Below are 19,114 nucleotides of genomic sequence, written 5' to 3'. Positions count from 1 at the left end.
AAGTAACGGAGTTACTTTGTAACGGATAAAAATCAAATCATTTCCGATTCCCCTGTCTTCCCGCGCGGGCACATTATTATAGAAACTGTTCATTAGTTAATAGAAGGTTCAGAACTTATTTTCTGTTTTTTAGAAGTGCTGCAAACGGATTGTATGTTTCGCCGTCGTCATTCTGTTTGGAAAGATATTCGTGTGCATTTTCTTCTTCTTCATTTGAGACTACAGGAGAAAGGGAAATTCTGTGTTCTGCCAGGTCGATTTTGTCTACAACGACCGGTAGTTTGTCTCCTGGTTTGTATACTTTTTTGAGGTTTGTGTTGCGCTCAACGTTAAGGCGTGATATGTGAACGAGTCCGTCTATTCCGCTTGCGAGCTGAACAAAGAGTCCAAAGTCTGCAACGCGTGAGATTGTTCCGTCTAAGGTTGTTCCGGCTGGGAATTTTTTGTCTGCTCCTTCCCACGGGTCTGCTTCAAGTTCTTTTGTTGAAAGACTCATTCTTTCGTGTGCCCAGTCTGTGCGGATTATTTTTGCGGTTATTGTCTGTCCTACTTTGAGTACGTCTGCTACGTTTGTTACTCTTATGCGTGAAATTTCTGATATTGGAAGAAGAGCCTGGAATCCGTCTACGTCGATGAATGCTCCGTAGCTTTCAATTGATTTTACTGTTCCTGTTACGGTCATTCCGACTGTGAGTTTTTGTTCAAGTTTACTGAGTTCGTCTGCGGCCTGTTCTTCAAGGACGGCTCTGTTTGATACCACGATGTTGCGTCCGTCATTTTTGTATTCCTGAATTTTGAAGGTCAGGTGTTCGCCGACGTATTCTGCCGGTTCTTTTTTTTGTTTGTATCCCATTTGAGAATAAGGACAGAAGGCGCGGACTGTTCCGACCATTACTTCGTAGCCGCCTTTGATTTCTTTTGTTACGTGTCCTTCTACGGGTATTGCGTTTTTGTATGCACTTTCGAGTATGTCTTTACCGGCATTTTGTCCGCTGAGTTTTGTGGTGAAGTGCAGTTCGTCGCGGTTTGCTGAGGCGAAGTAGACTTTTATTTTGTCGCCTTCTTTTATTGTTATGTTTCCGTTTTCATCTGTAAATTCTGCTTTGTCTACAAATCCTTCGCTTTTGAGTCCAAGGTCTATGAATACGGTGTCGCCGGATATTGCCACTACGGTTGTTTCTACAAGCTGTCCGGGTTCGTACAGGTTTTTCATTTTTTTTATTTCCCCCATTTTTGTTTGGTCTGGCGTTTATGATAAATCTATTTTGACTTTTTTACAACATGGATATGTGTACGCGCGGACATTGCGTAAACAGACGCTGGTGTAGAGGAAGGTCCGCGTGTGAAGGCGCAGTTTTAGAAGATAAGTGACAACGAGTGTTAAAATGCTCCCAGTCGTCCGGTGAAGTCCAAAACCGGGCCATAAGGCCCTTGACGTGGTTTTTGCAAGGAAACTATTGTTTGTCGCTTCGCGACTGCAAAAAACCAAGTCATTTCGTACTTCCCCGTCCTCCTTCGCGCATTTTAACTTTCATTAAGATTTATCTTTTTAAATGCAACGTCTTCCCACGCGGACGTATTTTGACATAAATGTTTCTTACCTATAAACCAGTATACACACTGTTAAAAATATTATATACTAATGTTTTAGTATGACAGATTCTACTAAAGCGTTTCTTGTCCTCGCTAATGGACAGGTTTTTGAAGGCAAAGGTTTTGGCGCTGCCGGATGTATTGTCGGTGAAGCGGTATTTACGACCGGAATGAACGGCTATATTGAGACCCTTACGGATCCCAGCTATTTTGGTCAGATTGTAACCCAAACATTTCCACTTATTGGTAATTACGGTGTTATTCCAAAAGATTTTGAAAGTGCATCAAGCCATGTGCGCGGTTATGTTGTGCGCTCCTGGTGTGAAACCCCCTCTAATTTCCGCTGCGAAGGCGATTTGAATTCCTACTTGAAATCACAGAATGTTATTGGCCTTTATGATATTGACACCCGTGCTTTGACTAAGATTTTGCGCGAAGTAGGTGTTATGAATGCTATGCTTATTTCAGGCGATAGTGACGAAGCAAAGGCGGCTCTTGAAATGCTTGCAGACGCAGAAAAAAAGCCCAAGCTTCTTAAAAAAATCAAGGCATTTAAGATAGAAAAGGCTGTAGAAAGCGTAAGTTGCGATGCTGTTAAGATAGAAGAAAGCGCTGATGTTGTATTCAAAGAGTCGGCTGCCTACCGTTTTGTTCCTGTAAGGGCAGACGGTACAAAGGAAAATGATCCTGAAGTTGCAATGAAGGACGGTAAGGGAAAGAAAGTTGTTCTCTGGGACTTTGGAGCAAAGGCAAATATAAGACGCGAGCTTCTTAAACGCGGGCTTGATGTTATAACAGTGCCGTCATCTGCTACTGCAAAGGAGATTCTTGCCCTTAATCCTGACGGAATAATGCTTTCCAACGGACCGGGAGACCCGCAGGAAAATGTTCAGATTATTTCTGAACTTAAGAAAATAACAAAGTCTGGTGTTCCTATTTTTGGAATCTGTCTTGGACACCAGCTTCTGGCACTTGCTATGGGTGCAGACACAATGAAACTTAAGTACGGCCACCGCGGAGCGAATCAGCCTGTAAAACATCTTTCTACGGGACGCGTTTATATTTCATCACAGAACCACGGTTATGCGGTAAAAAATGAAACTCTTCCGAAAGGTGCAGTTTTGAGTTTTGTAAATACAAACGACGGCACTTGTGAAGGAATTACATATACCAAAATCCCGGCTTTCAGTGTTCAGTTTCATCCTGAAGCCTGTTCCGGTCCTTTGGATACAAGTTTTTTGTTTGATGAATTTGTTCGTCTTATCAACGATCACGATTATTTCAAGACATTCAAGGCCAAGTATGAAAGAATTGATTCAATTGCATATTTTTCCAGCACAATAAAAAATTCTAAATCAGCCTCGTCAAAGAGCGTAAAAAAATCCGGGGGTAAAAAATAATGCCTTTAAATCCAGATATTCATAAGGTAATGGTTATTGGTTCGGGTCCGATTATTATTGGTCAGGCTGCGGAATTTGATTATGCAGGAAGTCAGGCGTGCAAGGCTCTTAAGGAACAGGGACTTGAAGTTGTTCTGGTAAATTCCAATCCGGCTACGCTTATGACCGACCATTCTATGGCTGATCAGATTTATATTGAACCTCTTATTCCCGAGACAATTCAGCGTATTATAGAAAAGGAAAAGCCCGACAGCCTTCTTTCTACACTTGGCGGACAGACAGGTCTTACACTGAGTATGGAACTTGCCAAAAGCGGTTTTCTGGAAAGCCACGGTGTAAAACTTTTGGGAGCAAAGCCCGAGACAATTGACAAGGCAGAAGACCGTCAGATGTTCAAGGACACGATGCTTGCTATTGGAGAACCGTGTATTCCGTCTAAGGTTGTTACTACCCTTGAAGACGCACTTGATTTTTCTGACAACGAAATTGGTTATCCGGCAATTGTGCGTCCGGCTTTTACTTTGGGCGGAACAGGCGGCGGTATTGCATACAACCGTGAAGAGATGGAAGAAATTGCGCAGAATGGACTTCACCGTTCTCCAATTCACCAGATTCTTGTAGAAAAGTGTATTTCGGGCTGGAAAGAAGTTGAGTTCGAAGTAATGCGCGACAGTGCCGGTAACGTTCTTACCGTCTGTTCTATGGAAAACTTTGATCCGGTTGGTGTTCATACAGGTGATTCCATTGTTATTGCTCCGACGGTTACTTTAAGCGACAAAGAATACCAGATGCTGCGTTCGGCGGCGCTTAACATAATAAGTTCTTTGGGAATGGAAGGCGGCTGTAACTGTCAGTTTGCACTTAAGCCCGACAGTTTTGAGTACGCCGTTATTGAAGTTAACCCGCGTGTAAGCCGTTCTTCTGCTTTGGCTTCAAAGGCGACAGGTTATCCTATAGCTAAAGTTGCGACACTTATTGCAATAGGCTACACTCTGGACGAGATTCCGAACGCCGTTACAAAAAAGACTGCGGCCTGTTTTGAACCTGTCCTTGACTATGTTGTCGTTAAAATGCCGAAGTTCCCGTTTGACAAATTTGTTTATGCAAAGAGAACTTTGGGTACACAGATGAAAGCAACCGGTGAAGTCATGGCAATTGGCCACAACTTTGAGCAGGCTATAATGAAGGCCGCCCGCGGTGCTGAAATTGGTGTTATGAGCCTGAATTTGCCGGCGTTTGCAGAAGAAAGCGACGAGGATATTATACGCCGCGTTGGTGAATGTACAGACCAGCGCGTGTTTGCGGTATTCCAGGCGATTAAGCGCGGTATTCTGAGCATAGAAAAAATTAATGAAATTACAAAGATAGACATCTGGTTCCTGGCTCATCTTGAAAATCTTGCAAAGATGGAGCGCCGTTTTGATGAGATTAAGGGCGGCAACGGAAAGCTTACTCCTGAACTTTATAAGGAAGCAAAAGATTTTGGATATCCCGACAAGGTTATTCAGGATATGACAGGAGTAAAAATTCCTGGTGCAGGCGGAATTCTAAAGGAAGCAAAAAAAGCGGCAGAACTTGTTGCAAAAGGAAAGCTTGCACATATTCCGGCTACGTACAAAATGGTAGATACCTGTGCCGGTGAATTTAATGCCGAAACTCCTTATTTCTACAGCGGATACAATGCAGATAACGAAGCTGCTGACTTCCTTGTAATGAAGGGAAAAAAGAGTTCAAAGGGCAAGAAGGGAACAATTATTGTTCTAGGTTCAGGCCCGATTCGCATTGGTCAGGGAATTGAATTTGATTACGCGTCTGTTCAGTGTGTATGGTCGCTTAAAAAACTGGGCTATGATGTTGTTACAATAAACAATAACCCCGAAACTGTTTCTACAGACTTTGACACTTCTGACAGGCTTTATTTTGAACCGCTTACTCCCGAAGATGTTATGAGCGTAATCAATACCGAAAAGCCGATTGGTGTTGTTGTTGCGTTTGGCGGTCAGACTGCAATCAAGCTTACGAAATTCCTTGACAGCCAGGGAATAAAAATTCTTGGTACTTCTGCTGATTCAATTGATATTGCCGAAGACAGAGAGCGTTTTGAAGATCTTTGTGAAAAGCTTCATATCAACAGACCGCGCGGAATGACAATCTTTACTACAGAAGAAGCTCTTTCTGCTGCAGAAAAAATTGGCTACCCGATTCTGCTGCGTCCGTCTTATGTTCTTGGCGGACAAAATATGATTATTGCGTTTAACGATGCCGATGTTAAGGAATACATGAAGATTATTCTTTCTCAGGGAATCGAAAATCCTGTTCTTATAGACAAGTATATGATGGGTATCGAGCTTGAGATTGACGCAATCTGTGACGGAAAGGATATTCTTATTCCGGGTATAATGGAACATATTGAGCGTACAGGAATTCATTCCGGTGACTCTATTGCCGTTTATCCGAGCTGGAACCTTAATGACATTCTGCGCGAAAAGATTATAAATCAGAGCCGTGAACTTGCACTCGCTTTGGGTACACGCGGTCTTGTAAATATTCAGTATCTTATCTACAACAATGATCTTTATATTATTGAAGTGAACCCGCGTTCAAGCCGTACAGTTCCTTACATAAGCAAGGTTACCGGTGTTCCTATGGTTGAACTTGCTACTCGTGCAATGCTGGGCGAACACGTAAAGGACTTTGGATATGGAACAGGTCTTTACAGAATTCCTCCGTATTTTGCGGTAAAGGTTCCTGTATTCAGCTTTGAAAAACTTATGGACGTGGATACCCATCTTGGACCTGAAATGAAGTCTACCGGTGAAGTTCTGGGACTTGCTTCTACAATGGAAGAGGCAATCTTTAAGGGACTTATTGCTGCCGGTTACAACATGAAGCGTTCGGGCGGTGTGCTTATTACCGTGCGCAAAACTGACCAGTATGAAGTTCCGGATCTGGCAAAAAAATTCTACGACATGGGCTTTAAGCTTTATGCAACTGAAGGAACAGCAAAGACAATCAGCGACTTTGGAATGGAAGTAACTGTTGTTAACAAGATTCACGAAAATCCTGATGACAATCTTCTTACTTTGCTTGATTCGGGCAAGATTGATTACGTTATTTCTACTTCGGCAAAGGGACGTGACCCGCGTGCAGATTCAGTGCGCATGAGAAGACATGCCGTTGAGCGCGATATTCCGTGTCTTACTGCAATTGATACAGCAAACGCAATCGCCAACTGTCTTAAGAGCAAGTATTCGGCACAGAATGTTGAACTTGTTGACATTAATCAGCTGCGCGACACGAAGGAAAAAATCTGCTTTAGCAAGATGGACAGTACAGGAAACGACTTTATTGTAATCAACGCAATGAAGAAACCTGTAAGCAATCCTGCAGGACTTGCCGTAAGACTATGCGACAGAAGAACCGGCGGTATTGGTGCAGACAGTCTTGTTGTTATTGAACCGAGCGAAACAGCCGATGCAAAGATGCGTTTCTTTAACCTTGACGGAACAGAAGGCAAGATGGCCGGAAACGCAATCCGCTGCGTTGGAAAATATCTTTATGATAACAATATAAACGGAATTACAGAAAAGCACGGCAAAAAAACTGACAATACAGAAACAATTACTATTGAGACTGGAAGCGGAATCAAGTCGCTGCTTTTGTACAAACAGAACGGCAAAGTAACATCTGTTACCGTAGACATGGGTCGCCCTGAATTTGAAAGCGCACTTATAGGAACAAGCCTTAAGGAAGTAAAAGTTCCTGAATCTGAACTTAACAGCGCAAACAAAGCACTTCTTCCTGCAAAGGCAGTGGTCGGACAGAAGCTTGATGTTGACGGAAAAACTTATGACGTAACATGCGTCGGAGTCGGAAACCCGCATTGTGTTGTGTTCAGCAAGTTTGTTGACAAAGAACCTGTTGCAAAGATTGGACCTTTGTTTGAAAACAACAAGGCTTTCCCCGGAAGAATAAATACCGAATTTGTACGCGTAGTTGGACCGAATGAACTTAAGATGCGCACGTGGGAACGCGGTAACGGCGAGACTCTTGCCTGTGGAACCGGTGCCTGTGCTGCAGCGATTGCTTCTGTTCTTAATGGATTCAGTCCTATTAACCAGGATATTACCGTAAAAGTACGCGGCGGAACACTTGTTGTAAAATATACCGGAGATTCGGTTTATCTTACCGGAAACACTTCTTTGTGTTATGACGGCGAAGTAGAGATTTAATCAAAGGAATAGATTCAGTTTGATTCGGGCGGTCTTTTGGGCCGTCCGTTTTTTGTAAAAGCGGTTTTCACCGAAGGAAGTTTATATGTTTGGAAACAAGAAGGCAGAAATTTCTGCTGCTGTAAAAGAAGCGGCTGTTCCTGAAGGAAGTCTTGTGATTTCTGTCGAGTCTGCAAAAAAACTTGCGGAAGGCCAGGAAAAATTTGTTGATGTTTTAAGAAAAAATATTGTTTCTTCTTCTGATATAATTTCTGATATTCTAAAGCAGGAAGATAGTTTTAAATCTTTTGGTGTGAGCATGAAGGGTGCTATTTCTGCAATTGAAAATATCAGTTCACAGATTCAGACAGTAAAGGGACTTGTGTCGGAAGTTGACGATGCTGTTCATTCTTCCGGTGCTTCGATAGAACAGATTGCCGGTTCTGTACATAAGGTTGCGGATATTGTAGGAGAGCGCATTGTTCTTACGCGTGAACTTACGAGCGCGACTGAGTCAGGTTCGGCAAAGGTTGCAAAGGTTCTGGACGTTATTTCTATTCTGAATAAAAATGTTGATGCAATCAAAAATGTAATTTCTGCAATCAATGACATAAGCGAGCGCACAAATCTTCTTGCAATGAATGCAGCAATTGAAGCGGCGCATGCAGGTAAGGCCGGACTTGGTTTTGCCGTAGTTGCAGGTGAAATCAGAAAACTTTCAGACGTGACACGCGATAATGCTGCAAATATAGATTCTACACTCCGCAGTATGATAGACACTTTGTCAGAAGCACACCAGACAGCGAATGAAGCCGGTAATGCAATGAAGTGGATAGGCGGAAAAGTTTCTGAAACGACAGATTCATTCAATCAGATTACGGAGCATATGGAACAGCTTTCTGCAGGAGGAGACGAGTTGCTTTCTTCTGTTAAAGTAATTTCTGAGTCGGCAGACAATCTTAAGGAAAAGTTTGAAGGCGTTTCTTCCTGTGTTGGAACTATAGCAGAATCTACTTCTGGAAGCAGACAGTATTTTTCTAACATACGCACGAACTCTGCCAGCATAAGCTCAAGAATGAGCGAAGATTTGTTTAACATGAACGATATGATTTCTACAGCCCTTGATATTGATGCCGTACTGGAAGGTGAAGCAAAGTCGGCTTTTCCTTACTCGGGGATTGTTCTTAAACATCTGGCATGGGTTACAAAAGTGCGCGCTCTGATTGACGGCAGGCTTTCTGCTGCTGATGTTAAGATTTATGATCATACAGCATGCGATCTTGGAAAATGGCTTGCGTCTGCGGATGAAGAACTTAAGTCACGGAGCGGGTTTGCCCTTCTTGAGTCGGAACATGAAGAACTGCATTCTATTGTTCACAAAGTGTTTACGTCCCGCGATTCCATGTCACGTTCCGAACTTGAACAGTCCTATAAAGATTTGCTGGCGAAGTCAGGCGATGTAATTAAACTTCTTAACGAACTGCGCAGGTAATCTGTTTAATAGAATTTAGTTAACAAATAAAAAGTTCTATTTACAAACAGCCCTCCTGGTCGGCCGTTAAAAAAAAGACTTTACATACCATAGATATGTAAAGTCTTTTTTAATTTATTTTCTGTTCTTTAACAGCGCTGCGAACGGGTTGTAGTACATTCCGTCGTCGCTGCCGGAATTTCTGTCGCTGTAACTGCGGTTGTCATCACGTCTTGCGGCAGTTTTTGAAGGTGAAGTCGTGCCGGAGCCTTTCTTTACTACTACGACGCGCTTCTTTTTTTCGCCGCCAGCAGAAGAAGAAGACATTCCCTCGTGGTGAAGGCGGGAAGCTGCATCTGACTTTAAGGAAAGTGATATTCTCTTTCTGTCTAGATCCAGGTCTATTATTGTGAATTCTTTTATGTCGCCGACTTTTATTACGTCCATCGGGTCAGAAACAAAGGTGTCACTCAGTTCACTTATGTGGATAAGACCTGTTTCGTGAAGTCCTATGTCTACGAATGCTCCGAAGTCAACAACGTTTTTAATCTTGCCGGTAACTTTCATTCCGACTGTAAGATCTTCGAACTTTACAACGCCTTTCTGCATGATTGGTGCAGGATAACCGTCACGTGGGTCACGGTTTGGCTTTGTAAGTTCTTCTTCGATGTCATTGATTGTTGTTGCACCGATTCCGTACTTTTCTTCGAGCTGCTTTTTCAATTCAGCAGAAACTTTTTCTTTCTTCTGAACTATAGGAAGTATCTCTTTTGCTACCTCGTAGTTTTCGGGATGAACCCACGTATTGTCCAGCGGATTTTCGCTTTCGGGAATTTTAAGGAATCCTGCGCACTGTTCAAAAGCCTTTGGTCCAAGTCCTGAAACTTTTTTAAGATCTTCACGGCTGGTGATTTTTCCGTTTGCGTCACGGTAAGCTACAATCTTTTTTGCAAGGGAACTGTTTATTCCTGATACATATTTTAAAAGACTGGCAGATGCCGTGTTTAGATTTACACCAACCTGGTTTACTACAGAACCTACTACTTCATCGAGAGTGTCAGAAAGTCTTTTCTGGTTTACATCGTGCTGGTAAAGTCCTACGCCAATTGCCTTTGGATCTATTTTTACAAATTCTGCAAGCGGATCCTGAAGACGGCGGCCCATGCTGATTGCACCCCTGATTGTAAGGTCAAGGTCGGGGAATTCTTCGCGGGCAATGTCACTTGCTGAATAAACTGAGGCTCCGCTTTCATCTACTACAGTGTAGCGTACGTCGGGGTAGTTTTCGCTTATTACTTTGCTAACGATTGTCTGTACTTCCTGGCTGCCTGTTCCGTTTCCTACGGCCACAACCTGAATGTCGTATTTTTTGATTGCATTTTTTATGAGGTTGTAGGATTCATCGGGAGCGACTACCTGTTTGATGAGGAAGTATCCGAGATATTTTCCTGTTTCGTCCAGGGCTGCACATTTTGTTCCGGTTCTGATTCCCGGGTCTACTCCAAGAACACGGCTTCCTTTGATTGGCTGTGTCATAAGAAGATTTTTGAGGTTTTCGCTGAAGATTCCTATTCCGTGTGTGTCTGCTTCGTCACTTTCGTCACTGCGGATTTCGCGGAGTACTGCCGGGCTCAAGAGGCGTACCAGTCCGTCTTCTATTGCGTCTGCCATGTATTTGTTGTTGAGCTTGTATTTTTTTGACAGAGCTTTTACTGCTGCGTCTACATCTACATCGAGTGTTACTTCGAGAGCGCCTTCTCGTTCTGCACGGTTTATTGCAAGAATACGGTGGGGCTTAACTTGATTGAGCGGTTCGCTGTAGTCCCAGTACATTTTGTATGTAGAAGTTTTTTCTACTGTTGCTGCATCCTGACCTTCGGGAACGATTCCTTTTGTTGTGATTTTTCCAGTGCTCATGTAAAGGTCGTGAACATCTTCGCGGTTTTTTGTGTCCTGAGAGACACGTTCTGCAATAATATCTTTTGCACCCTGAATTGCATCTTCTGCGGTTGCAACATCGAGTTCGGGGTGGTCGGCATCTGTTTTTACGAATTCTGCTGCTTTGGAAAGAATTGCGGCGTCATCAAGTTCGTACATGGCATCGGCCAAAGGTTCCAGTCCTTTTTCTGCAGCAACCATTCCGCGGGTCTTCTTTTTTTTCTTGAACGGAGCCCAGAGGTCTTCGAGTTCGGTGAGTGTTTTTGCACTCATTACGGCATTGTAAAGGCTTTCGGTAAGTTTGTTTTGTGCAAAGATTCCCTTTACAATTTCTAGGCGGCGCTCTTCAAGATTTTTGTATGAAGTGAAGAGGTGGTCGCAGTCACGAACCTGAACTTCGTCAAGTGAACCGTGCTTTTCTTTGCGGTAACGGGCAATAAAGGGGATTGTGCATCCTTCCTGAACCAGACTGATTACGGCGCTGACCTGAGCTATTTTTATGTTGAGCTCTTCAGCGATTCTTTTCATGATTTCTACTTCGTTGACGGACAATGCGTCAATCTGCTCTTGTGTGAATTCCATAGGTGTTTATTTTACGAAAAAACACGGTTTTTAACAAGTGTTAGTTTGTTGGTGTGAGAGAAAAGTACATGTGGGTTCCTGTGGAATTGTATTTTTAAATAACGGTCGTTCGGTAGTTTTCCACAGGTTGTGGGGAATTTGTGCATAACTAATGATTGGTTGGTAGTTTTTATCGCCTTAATAAACTAACGGTCGTTAGAAAATTCGTATCTTAACGTACGAACGTTCGTTAATAAACATACATGTACGGGAAGGTCCGCACGGGAAGACGTTTGGTTTAGATAAGAGACAGCTAATGTTAAAATGCTCCCAGTCGTCCGCGGAAATCGAAAACCGGCCAATATTGGCCTTGACGTGATTTTTGCTGGGAAACTATCGTTTGTCGCTTTGCGACGGCAAAAAATCAAGTCATTTCCGCTTCCCGCGTCCTCCTTCGCGCATTTTAACTTTCGTTAAGATTTATCTTCTGACGACATCTTCCCGTGCGGACGTTCGGTTACAAACATGTTCGTTAAGAAACATACATGTATGGGAAGGTCCGCGTGGGTAAGACGCAATTTGGTTAGATAAGTGGCAGCGATAGGTTAAAATGCTCCCAGTCGCCCGGTGAAGTCCGAAACCGGCCAATAATGGCCTTGATGTGACTTTTGCGGTGAAACCATAGAATGTCGCTTCGCAGCGCTAAAAGTCAAATCATTTCGGCCTCCTGCGTGCTCCTTCGCGCATTTTAACTTTCCATAAAATTGTACGATTGAGCAAGTATCAACTTGCGATTGAGTACAATTAGTGCGCGTGAGCGCACACGTTAATAAGGGCAGTTGTGCAACAACTGAAGTTTTCATGAACAACGCTATTTGAGTTGTTCATGAAATACTTTAGCTAAAAGTTATCTATTTAAAAGTAGCGTCTTCCCCCGCGGACGTGCGTTTATAAATCTATATAATAGGAAGAAAACTGTTGTAAAACGAAGTTTTATTTTGCTATAATGCAATTATGTTTTCACGTTATTTTAAGTTTTATTTTGCGACCGTTGTTCTGGCCGTTGCTACTGTTTTTTTTGGGTGTGAGAATGATTTGATTCCGTCGCCGGAGATTGATAAGATTATTGATTCCGGCGGAACAAGCATTAATGAGGCCGTTAAGCCTCCTGCAGGTTTGACGGCTTCACACGGCGGTTATAAAAGCGTTACTCTTTCCTGGAATGCCGCCGCCAATGCTGTGCGCTACAATATTTACGGTGCTGCTAATCCTTTTGAAACATTCGTAAAAGTCGGTGAAACAAAAGATGCTTCTTCTTCTATTGAACTAGATGAAGTGGCCGGCGCCGTGCGTTATTATTATGTAAAATCTATTGACTATAAGGGTGGCGAATCTTTTGCGAGTAGTACTGTAAAAGGTTCAACGATGGCTACTCCTTCAATTACAATGATTGAGTCCAGTTCTGACGGAACGCAGGCAACTGTAAGCTGGTGGATGTCCAACTGCGATTCAACAACATATTCAGATTCTGTAAAGTACAAGGTACGGTGTTTTCTTGAAGACGGAAAATCTGTAGATGAAACGACCTGCGACGGGACTGTGTCTTCTGTTGTGTTTAAAGGCCTTTCTCCCAAAACAAAATATTTGTATGACGTAGGCGCGTATATTCCGGTTAATGCTGCTGAGGAAAACAAGTATGAGTGGAGTGACAGAATTGACTCTGAAACCGCGCGCAAACTTATTCCGGATGCGGCAAAAGAATTTACTGCTACACAGGGAACTTTGTACACTAAGGTTGAACTTTCTTGGTTGCTTCCTGATTTTGTTGATGCAAAAGTTTCATCTTCTTTATTCAACCGCAATCCCGTTTACTTTACTATTGAACGCAAAGAAAAAGATTCTGTTTCGCAGGAATGGACTTGTATTGTTCCATATATTGGAAGCTGTTTAACAAGTGCAGAAAAAATTCCGGGTGGAATTGTTTTTGACTGCGCATCCCTTTCTTCTGAAAATGTTAATGTTAAACTCGAAGCGGGTACTCTTGAAAATGCAGAAACGAGTGAAACCTACACGGGTTATATTCCGGGTACGAAAATTTATTATTGCGACACTTCGGCTGTGGCTGGCGTTAAGTATGAGTACAGGATTATTTCTTTTACTGACGATTCCAAAAATGCCGTTTCTTCTGAAAACTCGCGCTCTGTTTGTGAAGGCTGGTCTTTGAGTACGCCTTCTTTTGAAACAAGTGCCGTGTATGAAAAGGCAGATGATGGTTCAACTTTGCATTCTGCTGTTAAGGTTGAATATAAATTTGACTTTGACACACTTGGTCTAGATGAAACTTACGGATATGTCATTACATCACAGCGCACTCCTCTTTCTGCGGATGAAGCGGGCGAAGAAGTGTATGAAGGTTATTGGACAGATGCGGCTTCTGTGAATAGCGCGGCCAAAACTTTTGCTTTTGATGCGACAGATGAAGCGGCCAATAGTTTGCGGGAAGGTTACTATAAATTTAAGGCCTATGTTGTTCCGGCCGGAATGAATTCTGTTCCTGCAGGTGAAGATGAATATTTTGCCTGTGCCGAAGCGTTCGGTGTTGTAACTGTTGTTCATGATTCGGCAAACCTTCCTTCTGTTACAGGATTTTCTGTAGAAGACGGTTACAGTGACAAGTTTAAGATCAAGTGGGATTACAACTCAAATTACGATTATGTTCTTAAGTGGATTCCGTATGAAGGAGAGACAGCTCTTGCAGAAGAAAGTCTTGCTCTTTCAAAAGATGAACTTAATGCACTTGCAGCGAAATCTTCTGACGGTTCTGTTACTTACGAACATGCGGCTTTGAGCGGAGACAGGCGCAAATATATGCTTGAAGCTTCTGCCGGATTCAGCATTACAAAAAAAGCAGATTCTGTTTCTGAAACTCTGGGTACGGCAGTTCCTTACTGCACACAATATTTTTATGACAAGATTGTAGTTTCGTGGAAGACTGTTCAGCTTGCAAAGTCTGATGCTGCTGATTTTACCGTGAACGCTTACTACAAAGATGATGAAACAAAAACTCCTGTTGTTGATTTTGCTGGCGGTAACGGAGCGGTTGTTTTTGATGAGACAGCAGGCATTTATACCTGTACGCTTGAAAATCCTGCCGGTTATAACGATGTGCTCAGGTCTGGAAAGACAATTCTTTTTGCCGTGACTGCAGCGTCTTCAAAAACTTCTGACACGACAGAAGCGGTTTTTGCAACAGCAACACTTGGTCCGGCTCTTGTTAACGCAAGAGTTGCAGCTCCTTCTTCTGAAGAGATTGTGCTTGAGTGGAATGCCGTTAAGGGAGCCGCCGGTTATATAATAAGACGCGCGCTGTATTCTGACGGAACAGCCGCCGCAGTGGACAAGGCAGATACTTATTTTTATGACTGTGAAAAATGTGTGCTTACAGTTGGCGGCGAGAGTGTAGATGAAGCGCGCGCGACAGTAAGCAAAACAGAAGCTGACGGCGGAACAGTTTATTCTCTTTGCGACAAATATGCAGCAGTCAGTGACAGCACAAATCCTTACCAGAAGAATCAGGCGCGTATTGCCTGGGGACTGCCGTTCGGTTATGCGGTTATTCCTGTTGCGGCAGAAAGCGACTTTTCGTTTACAGACGGTTTTGTTCTTGATGCGTCCTCTAAGGTAGATTACTGCACAAAAACTGACGAAGCCGGCGAGGTTACATCAACTGCACTTACTGACGTTAAGGGAGCATGTTTTGGTTATGCACTTAATCTAAAGGCGCAGAAAGCAGAACAGGGAGATAGTCAGCGCGTGGACTGGGAACTTCCTTATTTGTCTGCTTCCGGAATTGAACAAAAAGTCCCGAGTCTGTACAGACGCGAAGTTTTGGAAAACGCAAGCTTTGGTTCATGGGAAAGAATTGCGGCCGTTACGGTTCCTTTAAAGGCGGACTCTGTTTATGCAACATATCGTGTTCCTGAAGCCGACCTCAAAAAAGCATTTGAATATGCGGTAAATTATAATCCGGGAACAGCGGAATTCAAAAAAGAATTTGTAGATTACTGCGAAAACAAAAAAGAAGAAAACGGCAGTCGCTACACTTACCCAGACGGTGTTGAATGCGAAAGTGAATTTAAGGGTTATCTTTTGTACGATGACAATTATTCGGTTGCATATGCCGCAGAAACAGATTCTTCAAAGCCTGAATATTATGCAGAGCGTGTTACAATAGGCAACTGGAATAAAAATGCACGCGCACTTGGGCCGGACACTTATACAGTAAGCATACTGAACAACAATCTTGGCAGCGAATGGATTCCTGTTCTGACATTCAACGCAGCAGACTTTAGTGCAACAACAGCAGCCGACGACATAAGATTTTCTTTGACAGAAGGAAACCTTGAAGCACGTTTGTACCCGAAAGCAATCGCAGAGGGAACAGCGCAGACGACGGAAGGGGCACTGAAAGTTCTGAGAGACGCACGTCACTATTACAGAATAACATTGACCCGCGGCGAACACAGCGCAGTAGTAGACAACGATGTGTATGCGTACAGGCAGATTACCGCGGAGGAATTGGTACGCGCTGCAACACTGGCGATGGCGGTGGGAATGAAGAATACCGGAGCTGCGTGGAAAGTAAAAGCATTTGGAGGAACAACAACTTCTGTATCAGATGGAGTAACAATTGCTTCTTCGGGTGGAGTGGGATACGGAAAAGAAAAATATTTTGTTCATACTATTTCTTTTGAAAATGCAACTCCGTTGCTTGTAACGCAATCAGGTAAGTCTGCTTCTTTCCTTTCTATAATCGGAAATGTAACTGGTGAAACGTGGAAAAATGGAAAAGCTGGGGGTGAAAAATATTACCCTGCGGAATACATGAATTATGGTTCTACAAAGGTAAGTGTTTCTTCGGGTACCGAGTTCGGCGGACTATATTCTGCTGACTTAAAGTTCTTCTGGCTTAACAAAGAAGAAACACCAAGATATACAGAAAGCGAGGGGTACAAAGGAATAAAAGTAACTTATCCAAGCGGCGCACAGGAGGTAGTATTCGGAAACATAACACCTCTGCCGTTTATAGATGATGACTTTAAAATAGATACTACCGACTGGCAGTAGTTTAATTATCGTTTTTAATTAACTACCGTTAGTTATATAACGACCGATAGTTAGTGTAAAAAGATGCCCGCGCGGGAGGACTTCGCAGACCGAAATGATTTGACTTTTAGCGCCGCGAAGCGGCATAGAATGGTTTCTATGCAAAAGTCACATCAAGATAATTACAATAAAGTATGAGCCCATACTTTATTGTAAAAACCGGTTTTGGGCTGCGAATGTACGACCAGGAGGGCCAGTTTTGTAAATCAACTGCTTCTTAACGAATGACAGTTTGTAAACGAAATATTTGTTAACGACCGTTAGTTATTTTAACTACCGCTCGTATGGAGAATATATGAAAAAAAGAAAATGTGTGGTTATGTTGGTTGCGGCTGTAGTAATGCTAACGACCGGTTGTTCAGACTTTTTCCAGGGAAAAATCTCGATGGACAACACAAAAAATACCGGCACGCTGGAAGACCTGCTTACACCCGCGCGCGAAGTAACTGAACTTGCTGCCCCGCAACAGATGTTTGTGTCAAAGTCCATGTACGCCGGAAAAATCGCCGTAAGCTGGAGCAAAGTAGAAAACGCCACATCGTACAGAATAGAGCGTGCCGTTGTAACGAGCGACAGTGAAGGCAAAATAACTGTTCCGGAAGAAAGCGACTATGAGTCCCTGCAGAAATTTGTATACGCAACAACATACACAGACACAATAATACAAAACCCTTCATATTCAAACAAAGAATATGAAAACGTATACTTCTACCGCGTCTGTGCAGAAAACATTGCAAAAGGACTGGAGTCACCGTACCTTGCGTGCTCTGACACAGAAGGAGCAGACGGCGCCGGAAAGCTGTTCGGTGTTCCGAGTGGAGTAGAAGCAGACAAAGGAAAGTCAACAGAATCTATAAATGTAAAATGGAATGCAGTCGAAGGAGCTGTAAGTTACGTAATTTACCGCGGAACAAATGCAGACGGAACCGGCATGGAAAAAATCGGCGAAGTATTGGGAAGCGTACAGAAATTCAGCAACAGCATAAGTGAGAGCGATCAGGGAAGGGAATTTTTCTACAAAGTTTGCGCGCAGAATTATTACGGAAACGTATCTGCGTTCAGCTCAATAGGAATGGGATATTCTTTAAAAGAAGGTGCGCCTGCTGCTCCGTCTGGTGTTTGCATTGACAACGGTTTGGGAACAAGCGTTTCTTCTGTAACAATAAAATGGGAAGAAGTTGCAGGAACAGAAAAAACGACAATTTCATACAATTTGTACAGAACAAGTTCCGAAGATTCTTCTTATACTCTGGTTAAAAAAATTACAGATGCAGCGGCAACGACTTACACTGACAGGAGCATAAAACCCGGTCTTATTTACTGGTATTATGTTCAGGCTGTATCAACTCCCAGTGACGGAACAGAAGGTGAAGTTCTGAAAAGTCCGTTCAGTTCAAGCGGAGCAGATTCAGAGAGTCCGGCTAAGGCATACCTTTTGAGTGCGCCTGAAAACGTTGGTGTTGATGAAAGTGAAGATTCAACTTCGCTGATTCTTTCGTGGGATGCAGCTTTGGGCAGTGAAGACAATTCGTATGTTTACAAAATATATGCGTCTGATTTGCTTAATAGTGAATATGCTTTGATTTTGTCTGGGGTAACCGGAACTTCATCTGTTGTTGAAAAGCATAATTTTTATAAAGTGTCTACGGTGAATGAGCTTGGTGTTGATACCGAAAGTGCACTGAGTGAAGCAGCCGCTCCTGTTCCCCAGGCACCGGCTGCGGCTGAAGGTTCAAGAACGGCAAATCTTTCTGCAGAGGCGGCGGCAGTTTGGACGGCAAATGCAAACGGCGTTTACCCTGTTCGTGTGTCGTGGACTAAACCCGCCGCCGATTTTCCGGCTGGATATCTGGTGTACCGTTCTACTAAAAAAGATTCCGGTTTCAGAAAGCTTACTGAGTCGCCTGTTACCGGTTTGAGTTATATTGATTCAAATGAAACTGCGCGTGCCGGTTCTTACTATTACTACCGGGTTGTTTCTGTTAACGAACTGGGACAGGGAAAGAATTATGCAGACACGGACGGATACGGTGCTCTTACGGCAGACCAGTGGTTCCGCGAGTATAATAAAACCGTGCGCAATTCCCAGAGTAAACTTACATACATGCATAAACCGAATGATATGGATAAACTTGGTACGGAAACTGTTAACGGCGATATTAAAGGTACTCTTTATTATAACGCCAAGGTTGCGGGAATGGGTGCCTATATTACCATGAAGTATGAGAATTATGCAGATTTTTATATTATGGGAGAAAAAGATTTGGGTGAGTATTTTATCTGCACGGGAAATACCGATACAACTTCGAATATGAGCGCCAACGGTAATATGCTTGGTACTGTTGTGTGCACTGGTATGTATCCAGGTTCGGTTAAGTACGACGGGCTTTTGATTAAAGGAGGCGCTGCGGGAGGCGGTGCGTATGCGGTTACGACAAAGGATATGAGCGGCAATGTAATTATACCGGAAACAAATGTAGACTGGCAGGTAGGCGAGGAGAAATAAATTTTTGTGCGGGAAGATAATTTTAGGTAGATAAGAGCCAGCGGAGGTAAAACTGCTCCCAGTCGCCTGGTAAATCACGAAACCGGGCCATAAGGCCCTTGATGTGACTTTTGCGGTGAAACCATAGAATGTCGCTTCGCGACGCTAAAAGTCAAATCATTTCGTGCTTTCCCGTGCTCCTTCGCGCAGTTTTACTTTCGTTAAGATTTATCTTTGTAGAAGCATCTTTCCGTACAGATATGTTATTTACAAATATAGATGTGGTAAA

General features: G+C 43.1%; 7 protein-coding genes. 5 read left to right on the top strand and 2 right to left on the bottom strand.

The window, feature by feature from the left end:
• Positions 1 to 115: 115 nt before the first annotated feature.
• The gene (locus IWA51_RS12510) at positions 116 to 1,213 is read right to left on the bottom strand and encodes a 30S ribosomal protein S1 (RefSeq protein ID WP_198442656.1); all 1,098 of its coding nucleotides are present in this window, start codon (positions 1,211 to 1,213) and stop codon (positions 116 to 118) included.
• Between the two features lie 439 nt (positions 1,214 to 1,652).
• On the opposite strand from IWA51_RS12510, the gene IWA51_RS12505 reads away from it, so the two are divergent.
• The 3 genes from IWA51_RS12505 (at position 1,653) to IWA51_RS12495 (ending at position 8,696) form a co-directional block, all read left to right on the top strand.
• Entirely contained in the window at positions 1,653 to 2,993 is a 1,341-nt protein-coding gene (locus IWA51_RS12505; protein ID WP_198442655.1) for a carbamoyl phosphate synthase small subunit, read from the top strand.
• Positions 2,993 to 7,225, top strand: coding sequence for a carbamoyl-phosphate synthase large subunit (gene carB / locus IWA51_RS12500; RefSeq protein WP_198442654.1), 4,233 nt, complete (start codon positions 2,993 to 2,995; stop codon positions 7,223 to 7,225). Before IWA51_RS12505 ends, carB begins: the two co-directional genes overlap by 1 nt.
• Before the next feature lie 85 nt (positions 7,226 to 7,310).
• Positions 7,311 to 8,696 carry a methyl-accepting chemotaxis protein gene (locus tag IWA51_RS12495; protein ID WP_198442653.1) on the top strand — a complete coding sequence of 462 codons (1,386 nt, stop codon included), beginning with the start codon at positions 7,311 to 7,313 and terminating at the stop codon, positions 8,694 to 8,696.
• Between the two features lie 114 nt (positions 8,697 to 8,810).
• Here the strand turns inward: IWA51_RS12495 and IWA51_RS12490 are convergent, their stop codons facing one another.
• Positions 8,811 to 11,195 (bottom strand): helix-hairpin-helix domain-containing protein, encoded by a 2,385-nt coding sequence (locus IWA51_RS12490; RefSeq protein WP_198442652.1) that lies wholly within the window; start codon positions 11,193 to 11,195, stop codon positions 8,811 to 8,813.
• 993 nt (positions 11,196 to 12,188) lie between these two features.
• Between IWA51_RS12490 and IWA51_RS12485 the strand changes: the two genes are divergently transcribed.
• Together IWA51_RS12485 and IWA51_RS12480 are read left to right on the top strand one after the other, a co-directional pair.
• A complete protein-coding gene (locus IWA51_RS12485) occupies positions 12,189 to 16,301 on the top strand; it encodes a fibronectin type III domain-containing protein (protein WP_198442651.1) in 4,113 nt (1,370 codons plus the stop codon).
• Between the two features lie 334 nt (positions 16,302 to 16,635).
• A complete protein-coding gene (locus IWA51_RS12480) occupies positions 16,636 to 18,846 on the top strand; it encodes a fibronectin type III domain-containing protein (RefSeq protein ID WP_198442650.1) in 2,211 nt (736 codons plus the stop codon).
• Positions 18,847 to 19,114 lie beyond the last annotated feature (268 nt).

The organism is Treponema peruense (assembly GCF_016117655.1).
GTDB lineage: Bacteria > Spirochaetota > Spirochaetia > Treponematales > Treponemataceae > Treponema_D > Treponema_D peruense.
Note: the sequence above shows the minus strand (reverse complement) of the source record. Positions and strands in the feature narration are given on the sequence as shown.